The sequence below is a fragment of the Nitrospira sp. genome (assembly GCA_029194665.1).
In the GTDB taxonomy this organism is placed as follows: domain Bacteria; phylum Nitrospirota; class Nitrospiria; order Nitrospirales; family Nitrospiraceae; genus Nitrospira_D.
In genome coordinates this window covers 211,091-231,145 of record JARFXO010000005.1, presented here as the reverse complement: position 1 = coordinate 231,145, position 20,055 = coordinate 211,091, and the positions used below count along the sequence as shown (strand labels likewise).

Below are 20,055 nucleotides of genomic sequence, written 5' to 3'. Positions count from 1 at the left end.
TCCCCTACAATGAGCGCCTGCTGAACGTCTCCTACTGACGCTCGCAGGGAACGCAACCACCGGTCTCCTTGATCTCGCGGCCGGGAAGAAAATCCAAGTCCCGGAGAAAAGGAAACAGGGTCAAAGTGAAAAGGTTATTTCGGAACGTCCTGGGCGCAACGGAACCCGATAAGACCGTACCGACTCGAGGGTATGTACCAGTTCCGGTTAGCAGACCGGACGTTGACCGGAACATCGTCCCAGGACCCACCGCGGATCACGCGAAATTCACCGCTCGAAGGTCCTTTCGGATTGCGCTCCGGACTCTTGCCGTAATAATTCTCGTCATACCAGTCCGCCGTCCACTCCCAGACATTGCCGGCCATCTCATAGACGCTGTAGGGACTCTTCCCTTGCTCATACGACCCCACATCGGTCAGAACACCATAGTCTTTGAAATCACAACAGCGATTAAAATTCGCTCGCTGCTCAGAGGGGGGCTGATTCCCCCAAGGATAGATTCGCTGGTCGGTGCCTCGCGCAGCTTTTTCCCATTCCGCTTCCGTCGGCAAGCGTTTTCCGCCCCACGCACAGTACGCCGTTGCGTCGTGCCAATTCACTCCCACCACCGGCTTGCCCCCATGCTGCTTCAGGACCTGTTCCGACCAGTATTTGGGCTCGGCCCGGTTCGTCTCTTGGAAGGATGTGGCATAGTGAGACGTCGTGACTTCATATTGATCGATATAGAACGCGTCCAGATACACAGGATGGGCCGGCCGTTCATCGTTTTGCGCACTCTTGTCATTTTCGCGCGAGCCCATCATGAACTCCCCTGCCGGCACCAGCAGCATCGGCGCGCCGTCTTTGCCGCGCATCTGGGTGGCAAAATCTTTCTTTGGTTGTTGGACAGCTTCGCGAGGAACAGGAGCGGATGGAGAGGCAACAGGCTCGTGAGCGCTTCCGGCGTGTGGGGTCACGTTGAACCCCTCAAGATAGTCGTGGGCGCTCGCGGCAGTGACGCCCGATCCATAGTTGCTCCCGCGCGCGGTCACGAGCCCGACCACCTTGCCGCCGTGGATGATCGGGCCACCTGAATTTCCTTCTTGGATGTTGGCGTCGAGGTTCAGGATCCGCCCCTCCCGGGACGTCACATCGCCCTTGATCACAGCCCATTGCCCTCCAGTGCGGGGAAACCCAATCGTCAGCATGGCTTCCCCACCGGACAGTTTGGTGGTCGTATCCAAGGCCAGGGCCGCGATGCCCGTCAGGGCGGCAGGCGGCAACTTCGCCACCAAGATGGCCAAGCCTCCCTCTGCATTCCCTTCCGCGTTCCGGACCGTGGCGGGATACTGCGCGTCCTGTTGCCTATAGAAGGTCAGCAATGGCTTCGGATCTCCTTCGACGACGTGCGCGGCGGTCAGGACATAGACCCTGTCCGTTTCCAGCCGCACGATGAACCCGGTCCCAACTTTGATCTTGCCCTCTGCCTGCGCCGTGATCTTCACCACGCCCTTCTTGAGGTCTTCGATCGATTGCGCCGCGCTCGGCATCGCAGCAGCTAGAACGAGCACAACCAAGCCGACACTGTGCAGCCATCGAGCAACCTTCACCGCAACTCCTTCAGCAACTTCCGCGCGCCGATCAGGGTCGGGACGAACCATCCCATTATGGCCAACATTGCCATGAGCTTGCTGTTGTGTATGAGTCGAGCATAGCGGGTCAGGCGATGATCCCGTTTGAAGTCGCCTGACGTTGTGGCAACATGCCCCGCAACACCATCCAAGACCAATCGAATGCCAGGCCTCGTCGTCGACCATTCTATTTGCTTGATGACGAAGCGACCGGCCAGCGCATCAACACCGGCTGATCCCCCGCCGCGAGAGGAACGGCACTCTCCCAGACAGCCGTATCGCCAGTCGCTGTAAAGACCTGAATCTTCATCCGTGCGTCGCTGGCCGGCTTCATCGTGAACAGGTAGGCCGCCACAGCAGACGGCAGTCTGGTGTGATAGAGAATCGCCGGCGCCACCAGTTCATCAGCGGACGGCCCATCTTTCTTGAGCCGAGCCAGGACACCCAGATTCTCGATCGGAAACCTATGATCGACCTGCCGAAGGACATCGCCGGTCGGCCAGCTGAATTCATTGAAACCGGCGTTCCATGGACTTGTCGGAACGACCTGATCCAACCAGTAGAAATCTTTATAGCGCTGCTCCCTCACGGTGAGAGAAACCGGCGTCGGCTCTTTCAAGAAAAATCGTACAGGCAGCGTCGGCGGCAACTCACTCGCTGCCTCCCGAAAATCCGCGAGAACCGAACGCAGTTCGAGGTCGTACCCACCGACAGGCTTGGGCTTGATCCCTTCGGAGCGATTGTCTCGCGGTTGATACGACAGTGTCTCGAAAGCAGAGAGGTCGACCGGGAGGGAGAGACACAACCAGCACAGCACGAGAGGAACCCGCAATACTGGTAGGATCGGCAGTCGCATACTCTACGCGAACAGTTTCAGCGGGAAGCTCATCCTGATGCGCCCCTCGACAGGCAGCGAAGTGTAGCCGAGAGGTGCACCCATGTCCAGAGCTCCCCAGACAGAGTCGAGGGGAAGATACGTAACATTGGGAAAACAAAAAAGGTGTCACGAACCATTGCTTGATAGACTACGTACACGCGTACGGGCCGTCCGCTCCGCGTCGTTCCCGGCGGATCCTACCCTGATGTCCACGAAATCCAGCCAGCCCAGTCCCCTTTTTCCGCTTTTCCCCTCCTGTCCTCTTTTCCCCTCGTTCGCGGCAAACATCACTTCACGGGAGCTGCTTTCGACGGTAAGGGTTTCATCGATACTCTGTGCATCGACAAGACCTTGTATGGGGCGATGAATCGGATGGACTGATCGTCTTCATCGGACGGTCGTTGATTGCATCAATTCGTGGGGAAGGAGAGGATGGAATCGTCATGCCGGTTGAGGACGTGGTTTCATTGAACGAAACCGGGTAAGCTGCCGCGGCCCCCATGATGACGATACGCGAGACGTCACGACGTAATCCGTTCCCCCTCTATGCGCAAGTGCTCGTCGCCGTGATTTGCGGTGCAACGCTCGGCATGGTCTTTGGTCAGGAGCCCTACCTCAACGGGTTGCGCAACGAACAACTGGGGAAACTTGGGCTGTGGGTGGTCTGGCTGCTGAAGACACTGGCCGTGCCGCTTATGTTCTTCGCGATTATGGATTCGCTGATCCGCGCCAGTTTGCCGTTGCGCCAGGGCGCGAAGCTCATCGCAATCTGTCTCGTCAATGTCTCCGTAGCCATGCTGATCGGACTGACCATCATGAATCTCTGGCAGCCTGGCAAATCCTGGCAAGGTCATGTGGAGGAGTTACTTCAGGTCGTGCCGGGCACAACGCTCAAACCGGCCTTTACCCCATCGGAGCATCCACTCGAAGACTTGCTGGCCTACCTTCCACGGACGATCGCCGATCCGTTTGGAAGCAATAACATTATCGGCGTCGTGCTGATGGCGCTCGGGATGGGGCTCGTATTGCGGTGGGCCAGCACGAAGGGCGGCCAGGCCGGCGGACTCCTTGATCGTGTCGCCTGGGTCATTGAGCAAACCTATGGCTGGTTGGTGACGATTCTCTGGTGGGTCATCCTGGTCGTCCCCTTCGCTGTGTGCGGCGTCGTGGCAAATGTCGTCGGTACATCCGGTCTCGGAGTGTTCTCTACGTTGTGGATCTTCCTCGTCACCATGCTCCTGGGCCTGACGGTACATGCACTACTCTACTATCCGCTGGTGGCGTGGGTCGTCGGGAAGAAATCACCCAAGGTGTACATCGGACAGGGAGCCGATGCGATCATGACGGGTCTTTCATGTAACAGCAGTCTGGCCACGGTGCCCATCACGCTCCGGTGTCTCGAACGGATGCAGGTCTCGGCACAGTCAGCGCGCCTCGCGGCCTGTGTCGGCACGAACCTCAATAACGACGGCATCACGCTCTATGAAGCGATGGCCGCGCTGTTCCTGGCCCATGCCCTCGGCTATGACCTGTCGATGTCGAAACAAATCGTGATCGTCGTGGCTTCCATCATCGCCGGAGCCGGCGTGGCCGGCATTCCCGAAGCGGGCATGATCGTGCTGCCGCTCGTCCTGTCTGCCGTTGGTCTGCCGGATCACGTTATTCTTGCTGCGATTCCTCTCATCATGACGGTCGACTGGATCATCGCCCGTGCCCGTTCCGGCGTTAACGTCATGAGCGATATGCTCGTCGCCATTTTGCTCGATGTTGGCAAGTCCACTGCTCCGACCGAGTGAGAGAAAGCCGTCAGGAACCATTGCCTTGATGGACTCGGTGCACGCGTATGGGCCCTCCGCTTCGCGTTTCTCCCGGCAGGTCTTACCCTCATGTCCACGAAATCCGGGCCAGCTCATGAACAGAACTGTCACGACTCTTCATTCTCTTCGTCGTACCACTTCTCGCGATAGATCGGGCAGAGACCTTTCGAGCGGAGAAAGTCGGTCACGTCCTTAATCATGCCGCCGTTTCCGCAGAGATACACGGCGAGGTTGTCCACCGTCTTGACACGCTCCTGCACCAGAGCGGTGACGCGACCGGTCGGACCGGTCCATCCCGGCTCGGGACGAGACAATGTGATGGTCCAGTGAAACATGGGATGCCTGGCCACTAGTTCGTGCAGCTCTTCCTGATAGTACAGATCCCGCTGGGCTCGGAGACCCCATAGCAAGGACACGCTCCGTGGGGTGGCTTTGGGTAACAGGGTATGGAGCATGGACCGGATCGGGGCAATCCCCGTGCCGGTCGCGACAAACAGGAGGTTGCGTGGCGCATCGTCGCGCAGACGAAAGCTTCCCGCCGGTCCTTTGAAATGGACCAGATCGCCGGGTTTGAGACCAAAGAGCCATGTCGACCCTGGTCCGTGGTCCACGCGGTTGAAGACCAATGTCAGGAGGCTCCGTTGACTGGGCGGCGAGGCAATCGAATAGGCACGTGTCATCGGATGCGGCCTCCCCGCGACGGGAATCTCAAAAGAAATGAATTGCCCCGGCTGGAAGTCCAGTGTCGCAGGCGAGATCAATCGCAAGTCGAGCTCACGGACATCGTGTGTGAGATCATGGGCTCGGACGACCTCGGCGGCATTCGTCTGCATCCTTGAGTCCTCCTCCCCATTCGGACATAGTCCGCTGCGAACTCTTGATATCTTATCTGAGCCCTTGAACACAAAAATAGACGGACGAGGGACTGAGCTAGTCCTGGTTTAGTGGACACCTCTCTCGAATAAACCCGCTTTCGGGTTGACTCCAATTCTGAGCTCATGCTATTCGCATAGATCATCGGTGAGTTGATCGAAGCGCTGTAAAACAGATATATATCCCAGTTCGAGGGGTTTTCATTTAGACTGAACGAACGATTCACCACTTCCATACTGAACACCCTCGCGTCCTATGGATCGGCTTTCATATACCAGACGGTTATTCCAAGCGTTGTTTCTCCTCGGAACAGTCAATGCTGGGTGCGCCACAGCAAGTCTCGCGGACGGAGAGAAGGCTCAGACGCCGCCCTCCGATCCTACTCCCTTGGAAACTCAGCTCGATACCTCTCCATCGACTCAACCCAAGACTGATCAAGCGGCACCTAGGCAGCCCTCGGAATCTGTGGTCAATGACCCTGTAACGACGCAACCTCAGACGCAGTCCTCGGAATCAGAGGTCAATGTCTCGGCACCGACGACACCGCAGACCGATCAATCAGCACCCAGACAGTCCGAGGCAGAGGCGGTTGTCCCCACTGACTCACAGCACGACGCTCCAGTAGCCGTTCCGCCTCAGAGTAGCGAAACTCTGCCCGCTCAGCCCCCCGACACCTCTCCGGCCGCTCAGCCACAAACCGACAATCCGCCGACAGCTCAACAGGAACCTAGTCCTCCAGCTCCCGTTCTCGCTGAAGCGAATCCTTCCATCATGCTGACGGGTCGGGTCTGGCGGGCCAAGCCTGGCATCGTCTTCCTGAAAACACCGATTGGGCTTATGTCGCTCAGTTCAAAGACCACGCTCAAAACCGTCCCCGCCTCGCAAGAGGTGTTCTTTTGGATCCACGAGGACCATGTCGTCGTGGATATCGTCAAGCGAACCGATGGAACACTCGTCCACCGCTATCTGACTGGACCGTTCAAGCAAGACCAGGCAAACGGCACACAGTTGGTGGGCTGGACACCGGAAGGTGAGAGGGCCTTTCACATGGGCACATTTGAGCGGGCACTCACCTCCCGCAAGGAGGGCGACTCGGTGACGGTCGAAGTTGACGGAAAGGACAACGTCATCGGCGTGCACGACCTCCAGTTCGATCTTCAGATCGGTCAAGTGGCTACCAATGGGTCCAAGGCGCACCTGTTGCTGACCGGAACCATCTCAAAACTGAAGTCCAATTTCATTTTTTTTCGGACTCCCATCGGCATTGTCAACGTCAACGCCAAGATAGGGATCAAAAACGCCAAGGTCGGGCAAATCTTGACCTTGCGTATGCATGACCACCACCTCGTGGCGGATCTCTCCGCGTCCAGCGATTCTGCACCGATCCGGCGGTTCATCACAGGCCCATTGGAATTTGCCGATCCGGATCGATCCAGTGTCAGGCTTTGGACCCCCGAGGGTGAACAGACCTACCCGGCAGATTTTGGGAAATCTTCGCTGAGTGGGGCAAGAGAAGGGACCCCTATTACGCTGGAGCTCGATGGGCAGGGCGACATCGTCGAATTCCATCGGATGAAGTAATTTCAGGACCTCCCGCCTCCATCCCTATCAAGTCATCCGAACCTCTTACCCGAGCTGAGAATTGACATTCTGCAGCCGGATCAGTATTGTTTACCACTTTACTACCTGAAGGAGTACGGGGATGAAAGTCATTCTTCAAGAAACCCTGGAAGGGGTGGGGCATCTCGGCGATCTCATCAACGTCGCCGATGGATTTGCGAGGAACTATCTCTTACCACGCCGTAAGGCCGTCGAAGCCGATGGTCGAAGCATCAAGGCCGTTGAACATGCCAAACGAGTGGCGGCCGAGAAGGCCAAGAAGGAAAAGCTGGAAATTGAAACCCACGCCAAGAAGGTGTCGGCGATCGTCCTGACGATCGAGGCGCAGGTCGGGAAAGACGATAAGATGTTCGGTTCCGTCACCGCCAAAGACATCGCGGAAGGGTTGGCCGAGCAAGGTGTTACGGTGGATCGGCGAAAGATCCAACTGGCACAACCGATCAAGGAACTCGGTTCGGTGGCTGTTCCCATCAAGATGCCCAGAGATGTGGTGGCGACCGTGACGGTCCATGTGGTGAAGAAGCAAGAGCTGGAAGAGCCTTCGGCCTAGCGCACTGTGCCGGAAATACGTTCGTGGTGAGCCTGTCGAACCATGAACGCCCTTCGACAAGCTCAGGGCGAACGGAACATGACAAGAACTTCGGGACGCAATACATAGGTGGTTGAGCATGGTGACACGATGAGCGACGCAATCGGTTCCTGGGATGCGCTGAGGGCTACAGATCCCGAGGTTTACGCCGCGATCGAGGCAGAAGAAGTCCGTCAGCGTGAGAAGCTGCTCTTGATCGCCTCGGAAAATTTTGCCAGCCCTGCAGTATTGGCCGCACAAGGCTCCTTGCTCACCAATAAGTACGCGGAAGGCTACCCCGGGAAGCGATACTACGGCGGATGTCAGTATGCCGACGCCGTGGAAGATTTGGCGATTCAGCGGTGCAAAGAAATCTTCGGCGCCGAACATGTCAACGTACAGCCGCATTCTGGTTCACAAGCCAATATGGCGGCCTATCTATCGGTCCTGAAGGCAGGCGACACCATCCTCGGAATGGATCTCGCCCAAGGCGGTCACCTTACGCATGGGAGTAAAGTCAATTTCTCCGGTCTTCTCTTCCGTGTCTTCTCCTATGGTGTCGATCGACGGACCGAAACCATCGACTACGATGCCGTCCAGAAGGTCGCAGAGGAATGTCGTCCGCGGATGATCGTGGTCGGAGCCAGTGCTTATGCCCGCGTGCTGGATTTCCCTCGTTTCCAACAGATCGCCAAATCAGTGGAAGCCTATCTGTTGGTCGATATCGCGCATATTGCCGGCCTCATCGCTGCCGGGCTTCATCCGAATCCCGTTCCCTATGCCGACTTCGTCACGACGACGACTCATAAGACGCTCCGCGGTCCGCGCGGGGGCGTCACGATGTGTAAAACCGAGTATGCGAAGGCCGTCGACAAACTGGTATTTCCTGGGCTACAGGGCGGACCGTTGATGCATGTGATCGCAGCCAAGGCGGTCGCCTTTAAAGAAGCCTTGTCGCCGGGATTCAAGCGTTATCAGCAGCAGGTGCTGACCAATGCGAAGGCCTTGGCACAAGGGTTCGTCGATCGGGGCTATAAGATTGTCTCCGGCGGAACCGATACGCATCTGATGCTCCTGAACCTCACGAACAAGGGGATCACCGGGAAGGAGGCGGATGCGGCGCTGGACACCGCCGGCATTATCGTCAATAAGAACGCCGTCCCGTACGATGAAAAGCCGCCGGCGGTGGCCAGCGGGATTCGCCTGGGGTCGCCCATCGTTTCTACCCGCGGCATGAGGGAGCCGGAGATGAAACAGATCGTCGAATTAGTCGACCGTGTCCTCCAGCACCGACAAGAGCCGGCGGTGTTGGAAGAAGTTCGTGGACAAGCCAAAGCGTTGTGCGCGCGGTTTCCTATCATTCATCCCTACTAGTCAGCCGATCGTAAGAGAGCAGGGTCGCCGTCGGTGAAATGTCCCTTCTGCGATGAAGTTGAGGACAAGGTCGTCGATTCTCGTATGGCCAAGGAAGGCGAGGTCATTCGTCGCCGCCGGGAGTGCCTTGGTTGCAAACGTCGCTATACCACCTACGAGCGGGTCGAAGAAATTCTTCCCGTTGTCGTGAAGAAGGACGGTCGCCGCGAGTCGTTTGACCGCAATAAGATTCTTGTCGGCTTGAAAAAAGCCTGTGAAAAGCGGCCGATCAGTATCGGCACCATCGAAGCCGTCACCGACCGGATAGAAAAACGGATTCAGGAGATGGGCGAGACAGAGATTGAGAGCCGGGTTGTCGGTGAAGAAGTCATGAAGGAGTTGCATCAGCTGGACCAGGTCGCCTATGTCAGATTTGCATCCGTGTACCGGGAATTTAAGGACATCGACCAGTTCATGGACGAGTTGAAGACGCTTACTCAGCAGCGTCGCGAACGGTAAGACGCAACTTCGGACCCCATCCTTTCTCTTTCCAGCTCTTGGGAATCTCGTCCGATTCGACATTCGTCCGTTGTTGACCCCGGTGAGCTGTGTAGAAGGTGTGGAATCTATGAATAAGCCGGCTCCCCAGCAGCGTGCCAGACGGAACCAGCCGATCTCCGGAGCGACGAGCGTCGCAATCATCGGAGCGGGCCGCGGGGGCACCGCGCTCATGGAGATATTTGCGATTGATCCACTGGTGCAAATCGTCGGTGTTGCCGAACGTGATCCGGAAGCGCCGGGATTAGGATTGGCCAAACAGCTCAACATCCCGATTACACGCAACTATCGACAGCTGCTGACGATGGAACCTGTCGATCTGATCATCGACGTATCGGGTGATGGAGAAGTCCGGAAGTTTCTCCAAGATTTTCATCGTATGGGTGTCACCATCATCGGCGGTGCCAGCGCGAAATTCATGTGGGAACTCATCGAAGCCCGCATTCGCGCGACCGGGGAGATTGAAAAGGCACTGAACAAGTACCAATCGCTCTATCGATTGTACGTCAAAGAAACCGGAGCTGCAGTGACGGAAGAACGAACCAGAATCGCTTGCGAGATCCACGACGGACTCGTGCAGAGCTTAGCGGGGGTGAACTTCAAGCTGGATCTTTGCCAGCAACTTCTTCGGAAGAACCCGCGAGCCAGTTTGGCGACCCTCAAGGAGAGTAAGGCCCAACTGAAGCTGGCCATACAGGAAGCCCGCCAAGTCATCTTCAATCTGCGCCCCTTGCACTACGACAAGATGGAATTGATTCCAGCCCTCACGAATTATTTCAAGTCGTATCAGACCCAGACCCACATCGCCACGAAGTTTTCGGTCACGGGGGATGAGCAGATTCTCTTTCCACGGACGAAGATCTTTCTTTTTCGAATCATTCAGGAAGCCTTGAGCAACGTCGAAAAACACGCCAAGGCCGACCGAGTCTCAATCAACCTGGACATCGAGATGGATCTGTTGCGCGTAACGATTTCCGACAATGGCATCGGGTTCGATCTGGAAACCGTTCTGCGTGACCCCGAAAAGTGGGATCATTTTGGCATCAAGGGGATCTTGGAACGAGCTCGCTTGGTGGGTGGCGAAGGGCGCGTCCAGTCCAAACCGGGGAAAGGCACGAAAATCATCGTCGAGGTGCCGCTGGGTCACAAGGAGGAGCCAGGGAATGGAAAAAATTAAGGTTCTGATCGCCGACGATCATCGGGTGGTTCGGGAAGGCTTGGCCGCCATTCTCAAGACCAAGGAAGACATTCAGGTCATCGGCGAAGCGCAAGACGGGATGGAAGCGGTGGAAAAAGCGCGTACGCTGCTCCCCGATGTGATTCTCATGGATGTCAGCATGCCGCGGATGGGCGGCGTCGAGGCGACGAGACAAATCAAGCGCGAGTTTCCACACATCGGCATCGTCGCGTTGACCATGTACGAAGAACAACAGTACATCTTCGATCTGGTCCGCGCGGGAGCGACCGGATATCTTTTGAAAGACTCTGAATCGTCCCAGATCGTTGCGGCCATTCGTGCCATCTATCGAGGCGAATCGCTGATCCATCCGTCCGTGGCCAGTAAAATCTTGGCGGAATTCTCATTGATGGCCCAAAAGAAAGGCAAGAAGTCGGCCTGGGCCGAGCATGATTTGACGGATCGAGAGATTACGGTGCTACGATTGGTCGCCGACGGAAAAACCAACAAAGAGATCGCCAACAACCTTGATTTGAGCGAAAAGACGGTGAAGAATCACGTCCGGAATATCTTCCACAAGCTGCAAGTCTACGATCGCACGCAAGCCGCCATCCTCGCCATCCGGAAGGGCTTGATCGAGCTGGATCCAAAACGGTAGGAATTTCTGTCCGGCAAGGGGATTCGCATTCGAAGAGGTTCACGATAACGGTCGGCTCACGGTAACAGTATACTGCTTTATGCTTATTTGATCCTGCGCCGTCACGATAATGTTCACTGGTAGGCTTGCCCCAGGGCCCAATTGGATGGACGTTTGACCTGTCGGCGTCCCCGCCCCGACGATCACCGAACCCAGCGCCATCACGGCATTCGGATCGGACTTGGTCGCAGAAATAGTCACGGATCCGTTGGCAGCTGCCACACCCACCGTATAGTTTTCCGTATCAGGGGAAAACGCCGGAACCAAGGTGCCGGCGGACACGGTCAAGGCCGATAGTTTGTTGTTACTTGACGGCGCAGCTCGGTTCACAATGATACGGTATGTATCGGAGTTGCCGTTCGGTGCAATGACGATGATCGACACAGGTGTGGCTGACCCCTGCGCACCCAGCTGAATGGTCGCCTGCCCTGTTGCTTGTCCCGGCCCGGGATTGGGGATGGAGCCGGACAAGACGGCACTTGGATCGTCCTTGGTCGCGGAGACCGTCACGCTCGCGACATCCATCGCCACGTCCACCGTGTAGTTCATGGTGCTTGGAGTAAAGGCGGGAGCCAAGGTGCCGGGTGTCACAGTCAGTGCCGATAAGGCGGTGTTCCCTGATAAGGCTGCTCTGTGGACCGTGATGGTATAGGTACTCTGACTTCCGTTCGTCGACGTCACTATGATCGTGATATCTTTGCTCGATCCTGGCGCTCCGAGTGTAACCGTAAGACTTTGAGTCGCTGTTCCAGCGATCGTGACCGTCGCCGTGCTGTCTTGAGGGGTGGCCGTCACCGTAACAGCGCCGACTGCCGGTGACACATTGGCTCCATACGTGACGGTGTTGCTCGAAAAAGGCGGCTGAAGCGCCCCAGGACTGATCGTCAAGTTGGCGAGAGGCACATCTGGCCCTTGCGAGACCGACGCGGAATCACCGCAACCAGAGGAAAGCAAACCCATGATGGCAAGAATGATAAGGGCGAAATATTGTCCGGTGATGGTGAACATGCGCGTCATAGTAATACCGGTCACTTCTTTTGGTGCATGGAACGATAGATTGCTGCGGTGAACCCAAACGGTAGATGTCGAGGCTACGAGAGGGTCCCAAACTCTGCAAGCACTGAGCAGGGGTTTGGACTATAGCCAATCCTACTGATGAGGTCAAGGCTTCTAATCGACCTCTAATCGAGAGGTCGTGGACCGATGTGTGTGCGACCAGGACACATGCAGTGACAGGATATCCGGGGAGGAGCCAGTTCTGCCTGGTCACCGATGGTTAGGATGGATCGTGGCGTGCGAGACCGGAGAACTGGAGGCGGATTTTGTTTCACCCTAGGGCGCTTTGTTGACAGTGACGGTATAGGGGCTCTGACTTGCCATATCCTGTGCGATCACCGTAATCGTTACCACCTCTGTGCTCGGTCCAGCCCCCAATGTGACCAGCACCTGTCCATCCGGGTCACCTGGTGCAGCAATCACCGAGCCCAAGGAGGACATGGTGGCCTGCAGATCAGCCTTCGTTGCGGAGATAACTACACTATCAACTGTGCTATCGACGTTCACCGTGTAACTCAGCTGGTTCGGATCGAACGGGTTGTCGAGGACACCTTGTGACACGCTCAAAGCCGACAGGTTGCTATTGCTCGATGACGCTCGATGGACCGTGACGGTGTAGATCTTTTGGCTACCATTCGGAGCTATTACGATGATCGTGATGGTCCTGTCCGATCCCGCTCCACCAAGAGTAATCGGAGCACTTGCCACTCCTGAGCTGGTACCTTGGCCGTTGATCGTCATACTGGCATTGATATCTTCAAGCGTCGCAGTCACCGTGACACTAATGACATCGGTGGCTACGTTTACCGTATAGGTCAAGATGTTTGGGCTGAAGCCGGGAATAGGGGTGCCAGGAGGCGTGACCGTCAAAGCCGACAGATTATTGTTACCGCTCAGTGCGGCACGGATGATGGTCACTGTATATGTTCTTTCGGTGTTATTTTGCGCGGTCACCGCGATGTTGATCGCGGTGGTCGCGCCAGGGGCGGGCAACGGAGTGCTTCGGGCCTCCCCGGAATTGATGTTGGTGGGTGATCCGTTGTCGACACTTATGCTCATGCTCGCGGTGGTATCTTGCAACGTCGGCGTGACCGTCATGCTGGTCGGGTTGCCCGGTAAAATGCTCGGCAAATTCACCGTGTAACCTTCTGTGCCGGCGTTGAAGATCGGGGTTAACGTGCCCGGCGAAATGGTCAAGGCCGACAGAAAATTGTTTCCGTTGAGTGCGGCACGGATGATGGTCACTGTATATGTTCTTTCGGTGTTATTTTGCGCGGTCACCGCGATGTTGATCGCGGTGGTCGCGCCAGGGGCGGGCAGCGGGGTGGTTTGGGCCTGCCCTGAGGGAGCGGGTTGCCCATTCACTGTCATGCTGGCCGTAGCATCTTGCAGTGTCGGCGTGACCGTCATGCTGGTCGTGTTGCCCGGTAAAATACTTGGCAAATTCACCGTATAGCCTTCTGTGCCGGGGGTAAAGAAGGGGTCTAACGTGCCTGGTGAAATCTCCAGGCTCTCCAAGAAGTTATTGCCTGATTTTCCGCGGTTTACAGTGACGTGGTAGGTTTTCTGACTGTTGTTCTGGGCGATCACCACTATATCGATAGGGGTGCTTGAGCCCGCTCCGCCCAACTGTATGGGTGGTAGGCTCTCCCCTGAGTTCCTAGCTTCTCCGTTCACCGTCATCGTCGCAGCAGAGTCTTGAAGAGTGGGCTTCACTGTGACACTTTCGACATTGTTGGCAACATCGACGCTATAGGTCAGCGTGTTCTCGTTGAATACGGGAGCCAGCGTTCCGGGCGAAACGGTCAAGCTCGCCAACGAATTGTTCCCGGCTACGCTCGCTCTCTTGAGAAGCACGATATAGGTACGAGAATTGTTCGTTGATTCGGACACGACGATACTGACGGAAGTAGTCGACCCTTCCGAGCCAAGGGTAATGGTGCTGCTCGTCGTGGCTTGGCCATTGATCGTGATGGTATCTCCCGCCACGGCAGGTTGCGCCGTGATCTTCACGCTTGTAACTTTGCGGGTGAGATCGACGGTGTATTGAGTTGTCCCGCTGGTAAAGGCCGGTTGGAGTGTTCCGGGAGTGACCGTCAGACTGGCGAGCTCGGCCACTGGGTTCACGGTGGTCGAGCCCATACAGCCGTACGAACTTAAGCCGATCGTGACGGCAACAACAGCAAAACATTGTCCTACAAAGGTCAGGATACCTCTCATTTGGTGTTACTCCACTTTCTCGTAGAACAGAGGTGATGCATCGCTCGATCCCTGAAAAGGTCAGCCGACAGATTCGGATGGTATGAGAGGGTTTGAGATTGGTCCAGACCTACTTAGGTAAGGCGAAGTACGCTGAAGGTATCAGCCATGCTTTTGGTCGGAGGAAGAGAGGGGATCAGGAGCCAGCAGGATGTGAATAGCACGAAGGGAATCGGGACGATCCCCCTGGCGGTATTGCTCACCTCGGCGCGGCCCCGGGCCTACGGGAATCCCGGGGCTACGTTGTCAATGTGCACGTTCAGGGACGGACTCGGGAGAGACTCAAGGCCTGCTGCATTGGTCACCGTGCTGGTAACAGTAATATCGTATTCACCGCCAGGAAGCGGGTTCGTCGGGGTGAGGGTGTTCGCTCCCTCATCAAACCCTTCCTTGACTTTAACCCCGTCTATATAAAGGTTCGGAGTCTCTCCCGCCGCAGGCGGGGCCACTGCGAAGCTCGGTGTCAAGTCATTAGTGATGTTGTCGGCATCCTGGCCGGGGTTGAATCCGGAATCACTCTCCGGCGTCAGATCCGGTGCGCTTGCCGGCGCTGGTGGTGCCGTTGGCGCCGCTCGGTTGACGATGATGCTGTATGTCTTGGGACTACCATTCGGAGCGGTCACAGTAACCGACAGGGGTGTGCTGGTCCCTGCCCCATTCAGCGGAATAGTGGCCTGGCCCGTTGCGACACCTGTCCCGGCCGACACGTCCCCGGACATCACGGCATTCGAGTCGACTTTGGTTGCAGAGACGTTAATGTTGGTAACGGCGCTCCCGACGTTCACCGTATATCCCATGGAGTTTGCATTAAAGACGGGGGCCAAGGTGCCGGGCGACACCGTCAAAGCCGACAGATTATTGTTGCCCCCGAGGGCCTCGCGGCTGGCGTTGATTTGATATGTCCTAGGGTTTCCATTCGGAGCGACCACTGTAATGTCAATTTCCGTAGTCGAGCCGGGCGGCTCTAATGGAACCGGGCGGGACTGACCAGAGCCGGCTCCTTGCCCATTAATCATCAAGATTGCCCCTGCATCTTGCACGGAAGCGGTCACGGTGAGATTGTCGATGTTACTCCCGAGGTTCACCGTGTAGCCGGTCCTATTTGCCCTGAATGCAGGGGTCAGGCTGCCTGGCAAGACGGTCAAACTCCGCAGATTGTTGTTCCCGCCAAGGGCGGCACGAATGACGTTCACCGAATAGGGATTCGGGGTACCGTTCTGTGCAATTACAAGAATATTGATAATGGTGTTTGAACCAGGTGCGCCCAATGGAATGGTTCGGGCCTGGCCGGAGTTGGTGTCTTGCCCATTCACGGTCATGCCGGCGGTGGCATCTTGTAGTGTCGGCGTGACGACAACACTGGTCGCATTGCTTGCCACATTCACGGTGTAACTGGTTGTACTTGCCCTAAAGCTTAACGTTCCCTGTGAAATCGTTAAACCTCGCAAGTTGTTATTGGCTGATGCGCCGCGATGTATGGTAACCGTGTAGGTCTTCTTACTCCCGCTCGGGCGCGTGATGTCTATCGACACAGGTGTGGCTGACCCTGTGCCGCCGAGCTGAACGGTCGCCTGCCCCGACGCAGTTCCTGCCGGAACGGTGACCGCACCGATCTGCATGACCGAATTTTGATCAGACTTGGTGGCCGCGATGGTAACGCTGGTGACAGACGTACCGACATTATTGGCCGTATAGTCGAGCGTGTCCTTATCGAATGGGGCGGGAGCCAGAGTTCCGCTCGAAACGGAGAGGGCCTGTAACGAGTTATCCTCTAAGTCTCGCTTGACACGAACGGTGTAGGACTTCGAACCACCTCCTGTGCCTGTTCCTGTGACGACGATACTTACGGACTTCTCCGCGCCTGGCGAGTCGAGAGCCATGGTCCGACTCATTGTCTGCTGGTTGTCGATATGTATGGTGTCCCCGTCTGTTCGAGGGCTTGCAGTGATGGTCGTACTCGAGACAGCGCTGGAGAGCTGAACGGTGTACTCAGTTGTTGCAGGGGCAAAAGCCGGTCGTAGAGTTCCAGCGGAGACCGACAGGTTACCGAGTTCTGCCGGTTCGCTGACCGTCGCTGCGTCCCCGCAGCCAGAGGCTATCAAACCGATCGCGACGAAAAACGCGGCAGCTAGATGCTGTTTCACGACGTGGATGGTACGCATCATGGTGATTTGATCTCTTTCTTTAAAGGCGCGAAGCGTCAGGTCCATCATGAATGGTGAATCTCAGTGAAGCTGGCGGATATTACGGGAGGTCTAAAGATTGGTCCATACCTACTTAGGTATAAGGACGAATGGCGATCAGCTCTATTAGGTGTAGAGACGATTAGTGAGCATGCCTAGGGTCGATCTTTCCGGTGATGTCGGAGATCCTGTTCGAGAGGTGGGGAACCGGCATGAGCAAGTTGAACTGGTTCAAGACCGACGGAAGAGCTGAGAGGACAAGGTGATAACCGATTCTGTTGGTGCTTCGCTGTGTTCTCCACGAGAGAGCCTGATACGGGATCAGACTGGTCGAGCGCTTCGCAGGTCAACTGTTGTGACGATGTCAAACGGGCCGCTTCTCTGAGCTGTTGGACTCCTTACATTTGATAGCCACATTGTTTCTAGAAGAGCGCTCGTGTGATGGTAACGCTGTACGGCTTTGAGACTTCATTCGGTGCCGTGACGGTGATCGACACAATCCTTGGTGTCAATGGCACGAGTTGATCAAAGGTCGCTTGGCCTATTGGGACCCCTGTCCCAGCCACGACGTCACCCGACATCACTGCGTTCGGATCAGACTTGGTCGCGGAGACCGTCACGCTCGCGACATTGGCTGGAACGTTCACCGTGTACTGTGTCGTGCTTGGAGCAAAATCAGGAACCAAGGGGCCTCCCGTCACCGTCAAGGCCGACAGATTGTTGTCACTCGAGGGCGCCGCTCGGTTCACCGTGACGCTGTAGGTCTGGCTGTTACCATTCGGAGCGGTCACCGTGATTGTCACTGGGGTCGACGTCCCCGGCGCACCGAGTTGAATGGTCGCTTGACCGGTCGCTTGCCCCACCCCGGGATCAGCAATCGAACCGGACAGGACGGCGTTCGAGTCGGACTTAGTGGCGGAAACCGTCACGCTACCGACATTCCATGGAACGTCCACTGCGTAGGTCGTCGTGCCTGGAGCAAAGCCAGGAACCAAGGAGCCTTCCGTCACCGACAACGCCGACAGGTTATCGTTGCTGGAGAGTGCTCGGGTCACGTTGATGCGATACGTCTTTGAGCTTCCATTTGGGGCAGTCACGCTGATCAACACAGGCGTGGTTGTTCCCGGCCCGCCGAGTTGAATGGTCGCTTGACCTGTCGCCGTTCCTGTCGCCGCTGTTACGTCCCCAGACATCACGGCATTCGGATCGGCTTTGGTTGCCAAGACAGTGACGTTCGCGACATTGCTACCGACAGTCACCGCGTAGTTGACGGTGCTCGCGTCAAAGGCAGGAGACAAAGAGCCAGGCGACACGGTCAAGGCCTGGAGATTATTGTTTGCGCTAAGCGCGGCACGATGAACGTTGACCGAGTAGGTTTTCTGAGCACCGTTCTGTGCGGTCACAATAATGAGGATAAGCGTGTTCGAACCCGGTGCGCCCAAGGGAATGGTTCGGGCCTGGCCGGAGTTGGTGCCTTGCCCATCCACGGTCATGCTGGCGGTGGCATCTTGTAGTGTCGGCGTGACGACAACACTGGTCGCATTGCTTGCCACATTCACGGTGTAACTGGTGATATTAGGGCTGAAGTTTAATGTTCCCGGTGATAGGATCAAGCTCTGCAAGTTGTTATTACTGGATACTCCGCGACTCACCGTCACAGTGTAGATTTTGGTACTGTTGTTCTGAGCAGTCACGACAATCGGGATGGCGGTGTCTTGGCCGGCAGGGCTTAGGGTAATGGTGCGAGCCTGTCCGGAGTTAGTGGCTTGCCCGTTCACGGTCATCGTCGCAGCAGGATCCGAAAGCGTGGGGGTCACCGTGATACTTCCGATATTGTTGGCAACATCGACGGTATAGGTTTGCAAGTTCGGATCGAATGTAGGAGCCAAGGTCCCGGGCGACACAGTCAAGCTCTGTAACGAGTTGTTCCCATTTGGGCCGGCTCTCACCAGAAGAACTGTGTAGGTCCTCGAATTCGTGTTTGATTCCGACACGACGATGCTCACCGGCGTCGTCGTTCCTGCCGCGCCCAGGGGAATAACGCTGCTTGTCGTGGCCTGGCCATTGATCGTGACCGTATCTCCCGCTACGGCCGGTTGTGCGGTGACCCTCACACTCGTGACGTCGCTGGTGAGGTTGACATTGTATTCAGTGGTGCCGCCGGTAAAGGGCGGTTGGAGGGTTGCGGTAGTGGTTCCGGTAGTGACCGTCAGGCTGGCGAGTTCGACCACTGGGTTGACGGTCGCTTTGTCCCCGCAGCCAAAGGCTATCAAGCCGATCGCGATGAGAAGGACGGCTGTCAGATACTGTCGCACGACGGTCACGGTAGGCATGGTCATGGGGAATTAGTCTCTTTCTCTAGAGGTGTGAAGCGTTCTATAAGAGTGCTCGGATGATGGTGATGATGTATGCCTTGGAGGCTCCATTCGGAGCCGTGATGATGATCGACACAGTTCTGGGTATCAATGGGACGAGTAGAAACGTTGCTTGGCCTGTTGCGACCCCTGTCCCAGCCGTGACGTCACCCGACATCACGGCGTCTGAATCAGACTTGGTCGCGGAGACCGTCGCGCTAGTGACGTTGGCTGGAACGCCCATAGTGTAAGCGGTCGTGCTTGGAGCAAAACCAGGAACCAAGGAGCCTCCCGTTACCGTCAGGACCGACAGATTGTTGTCACTCGAGGGAGCCGCTCGGTTCACCGTGACGCTGTAGGTCTGGCTGTTTCCATTTGGGGCGGTCACCGTGATTGTCACAGGGGTCGACGTCCCCGGCCCACCGAGCAGAATGGGCGCTTGACCGGTCGCTTGCCCCACCCCAGGATCAGCGATCGACCCGGACAGGACAGCATTCGAATCGGACTTGGTCGCGGAGACGGTCACTTGGGTGACGTCGGTCGCAACATTCGCTGTGTAGGTCAAGGTTCCTGAGGAAAAGGCAGGATCCAGAGTGCCTGGTTCCACCGTCAGCGCCGACAGATTGTTGTCGCTCGATAGGAGTCTCGTGACGGCGACGGTATAGGTGCTTTCCTGGCCCGTCTGTGACGTTAAGGCAATGGAAACGGTTGTAGTTGTCCCCGGTGCGCCTAACGACACGGATCTCCCCTGCCCCGCAGAGGTCTGAATCCCATTGATTGTCATGGTTGTCGTGCTGTCCTTGGGAGTGGCTGTCACGGTAACGCCGGCTGCGGATGTCGGCGCATCGACCCTATAGTCGGTAGTATTGCCGGAAAACGTCGGCTGAAGGGCACCGGGAGTGACAGCTAAGCTGGAAAGCGGTACCTGAACTTCATCCGAGATCGACGCGGAGTCTTTGCAGCCATAGGCGCTCAAGCCGATTGCGGAGATAAGGACGGCGACAAACCGTTGTCCAGAGTCGATATGATTCCGTCTCATGTAAAGCGGGTCGC

The 20,055-nt window shown here is 56.7% G+C and carries 16 protein-coding genes; 8 read left to right on the top strand and 8 right to left on the bottom strand.

The genetic code is table 11. The features are described 5' to 3' along the window. Positions 1-134: 134 nt before the first annotated feature. Together P0119_17090 and P0119_17085 are read right to left on the bottom strand one after the other, a co-directional pair. Positions 135-1,589 (bottom strand): SUMF1/EgtB/PvdO family nonheme iron enzyme, encoded by a 1,455-nt coding sequence (locus tag P0119_17090; GenBank protein MDF0667769.1) that lies wholly within the window; start codon positions 1,587-1,589, stop codon positions 135-137. Between the two features lie 208 nt (positions 1,590-1,797). Continuing rightward, positions 1,798-2,466 carry a hypothetical protein gene (locus P0119_17085; protein ID MDF0667768.1) on the bottom strand — a complete coding sequence of 223 codons (669 nt, stop codon included), beginning with the start codon at positions 2,464-2,466 and terminating at the stop codon, positions 1,798-1,800. A 356-nt stretch (positions 2,467-2,822) separates the two neighbouring features. Here P0119_17085 and P0119_17080 point away from each other — a divergent pair, with 356 nt between their 5' ends. Together P0119_17080 and P0119_17075 are read left to right on the top strand one after the other, a co-directional pair. Further along, entirely contained in the window at positions 2,823-2,972 is a 150-nt protein-coding gene (locus tag P0119_17080) for a hypothetical protein (GenBank protein ID MDF0667767.1), read from the top strand. A 15-nt stretch (positions 2,973-2,987) separates the two neighbouring features. Beyond that, positions 2,988-4,283 (top strand): dicarboxylate/amino acid:cation symporter, encoded by a 1,296-nt coding sequence (locus P0119_17075; GenBank protein ID MDF0667766.1) that lies wholly within the window; start codon positions 2,988-2,990, stop codon positions 4,281-4,283. Between the two features lie 128 nt (positions 4,284-4,411). Here P0119_17075 and P0119_17070 read toward each other — a convergent pair whose 3' ends face one another. Beyond that, complete coding sequence (locus tag P0119_17070) at positions 4,412-5,137, bottom strand: FAD-binding oxidoreductase (GenBank protein MDF0667765.1); 726 nt, start codon at positions 5,135-5,137, stop codon at positions 4,412-4,414. Positions 5,138-5,432: 295 nt separating this feature from the next. Between P0119_17070 and P0119_17065 the strand changes: the two genes are divergently transcribed. The 6 genes from P0119_17065 (at position 5,433) to P0119_17040 (ending at position 11,111) form a co-directional block, all read left to right on the top strand. Then, positions 5,433-6,758: a hypothetical protein gene (locus tag P0119_17065; GenBank protein ID MDF0667764.1), complete on the top strand. Its 1,326-nt coding sequence runs from the start codon at positions 5,433-5,435 to the stop codon at positions 6,756-6,758. A gap of 121 nt (positions 6,759-6,879) precedes the next feature. Beyond that, positions 6,880-7,347, top strand: a complete 468-nt coding sequence (gene rplI / locus P0119_17060) for a 50S ribosomal protein L9 (protein MDF0667763.1) — start codon at positions 6,880-6,882, stop codon at positions 7,345-7,347. 129 nt (positions 7,348-7,476) lie between these two features. Then, positions 7,477-8,739 carry a serine hydroxymethyltransferase gene (locus tag P0119_17055; protein ID MDF0667762.1) on the top strand — a complete coding sequence of 421 codons (1,263 nt, stop codon included), beginning with the start codon at positions 7,477-7,479 and terminating at the stop codon, positions 8,737-8,739. A 33-nt stretch (positions 8,740-8,772) separates the two neighbouring features. Then, positions 8,773-9,237 (top strand): transcriptional regulator NrdR, encoded by a 465-nt coding sequence (gene nrdR, locus P0119_17050; GenBank protein ID MDF0667761.1) that lies wholly within the window; start codon positions 8,773-8,775, stop codon positions 9,235-9,237. Positions 9,238-9,346: 109 nt separating this feature from the next. After that, the gene (locus tag P0119_17045) at positions 9,347-10,453 is read left to right on the top strand and encodes a sensor histidine kinase (protein ID MDF0667760.1); all 1,107 of its coding nucleotides are present in this window, start codon (positions 9,347-9,349) and stop codon (positions 10,451-10,453) included. Then, a complete protein-coding gene (locus tag P0119_17040) occupies positions 10,440-11,111 on the top strand; it encodes a response regulator transcription factor (protein ID MDF0667759.1) in 672 nt (223 codons plus the stop codon). The genes P0119_17045 and P0119_17040 overlap by 14 nt, the downstream gene beginning before the upstream one ends. A 39-nt stretch (positions 11,112-11,150) precedes the next feature. Here P0119_17040 and P0119_17035 read toward each other — a convergent pair whose 3' ends face one another. From P0119_17035 to P0119_17015, 5 genes are all read right to left on the bottom strand, one after another. Beyond that, positions 11,151-12,167, bottom strand: a complete 1,017-nt coding sequence (locus P0119_17035; GenBank protein ID MDF0667758.1) for a cadherin-like beta sandwich domain-containing protein — start codon at positions 12,165-12,167, stop codon at positions 11,151-11,153. Between the two features lie 315 nt (positions 12,168-12,482). Next, the gene (locus P0119_17030) at positions 12,483-14,426 is read right to left on the bottom strand and encodes a cadherin-like beta sandwich domain-containing protein (protein ID MDF0667757.1); all 1,944 of its coding nucleotides are present in this window, start codon (positions 14,424-14,426) and stop codon (positions 12,483-12,485) included. A 260-nt stretch (positions 14,427-14,686) separates the two neighbouring features. Next, positions 14,687-16,678: a cadherin-like beta sandwich domain-containing protein gene (locus P0119_17025; protein MDF0667756.1), complete on the bottom strand. Its 1,992-nt coding sequence runs from the start codon at positions 16,676-16,678 to the stop codon at positions 14,687-14,689. A gap of 392 nt (positions 16,679-17,070) precedes the next feature. Then, positions 17,071-18,987, bottom strand: coding sequence for a cadherin-like beta sandwich domain-containing protein (locus P0119_17020; protein ID MDF0667755.1), 1,917 nt, complete (start codon positions 18,985-18,987; stop codon positions 17,071-17,073). 37 nt (positions 18,988-19,024) lie between these two features. After that, positions 19,025-20,041, bottom strand: coding sequence for a cadherin-like beta sandwich domain-containing protein (locus P0119_17015; protein MDF0667754.1), 1,017 nt, complete (start codon positions 20,039-20,041; stop codon positions 19,025-19,027). Positions 20,042-20,055 lie beyond the last annotated feature (14 nt).

Excerpts from the sequence above, each read along its gene's own strand:
- P0119_17085 (MDF0667768.1), bottom strand. The coding sequence starts at position 2,466 with ATGCGACTGCCGATCCTACCAGTATTGCGGGTTCCTCTCGTGCTGTGC.
- P0119_17075 (MDF0667766.1), top strand. The coding sequence starts at position 2,988 with ATGATGACGATACGCGAGACGTCACGACGTAATCCGTTCCCCCTCTAT.
- P0119_17070 (MDF0667765.1), bottom strand. The coding sequence starts at position 5,137 with ATGCAGACGAATGCCGCCGAGGTCGTCCGAGCCCATGATCTCACACAC.
- P0119_17065 (MDF0667764.1), top strand. The coding sequence starts at position 5,433 with ATGGATCGGCTTTCATATACCAGACGGTTATTCCAAGCGTTGTTTCTC.
- rplI (MDF0667763.1), top strand. The coding sequence starts at position 6,880 with ATGAAAGTCATTCTTCAAGAAACCCTGGAAGGGGTGGGGCATCTCGGC.
- P0119_17055 (MDF0667762.1), top strand. The coding sequence starts at position 7,477 with ATGAGCGACGCAATCGGTTCCTGGGATGCGCTGAGGGCTACAGATCCC.
- P0119_17045 (MDF0667760.1), top strand. The coding sequence starts at position 9,347 with ATGAATAAGCCGGCTCCCCAGCAGCGTGCCAGACGGAACCAGCCGATC.
- P0119_17040 (MDF0667759.1), top strand. The coding sequence starts at position 10,440 with ATGGAAAAAATTAAGGTTCTGATCGCCGACGATCATCGGGTGGTTCGG.
- P0119_17035 (MDF0667758.1), bottom strand. The coding sequence starts at position 12,167 with ATGACGCGCATGTTCACCATCACCGGACAATATTTCGCCCTTATCATT.
- P0119_17030 (MDF0667757.1), bottom strand. The coding sequence starts at position 14,426 with ATGAGAGGTATCCTGACCTTTGTAGGACAATGTTTTGCTGTTGTTGCC.
- P0119_17025 (MDF0667756.1), bottom strand. The coding sequence starts at position 16,678 with ATGATGGACCTGACGCTTCGCGCCTTTAAAGAAAGAGATCAAATCACC.
- P0119_17020 (MDF0667755.1), bottom strand. The coding sequence starts at position 18,987 with ATGACCATGCCTACCGTGACCGTCGTGCGACAGTATCTGACAGCCGTC.
- P0119_17015 (MDF0667754.1), bottom strand. The coding sequence starts at position 20,041 with ATGAGACGGAATCATATCGACTCTGGACAACGGTTTGTCGCCGTCCTT.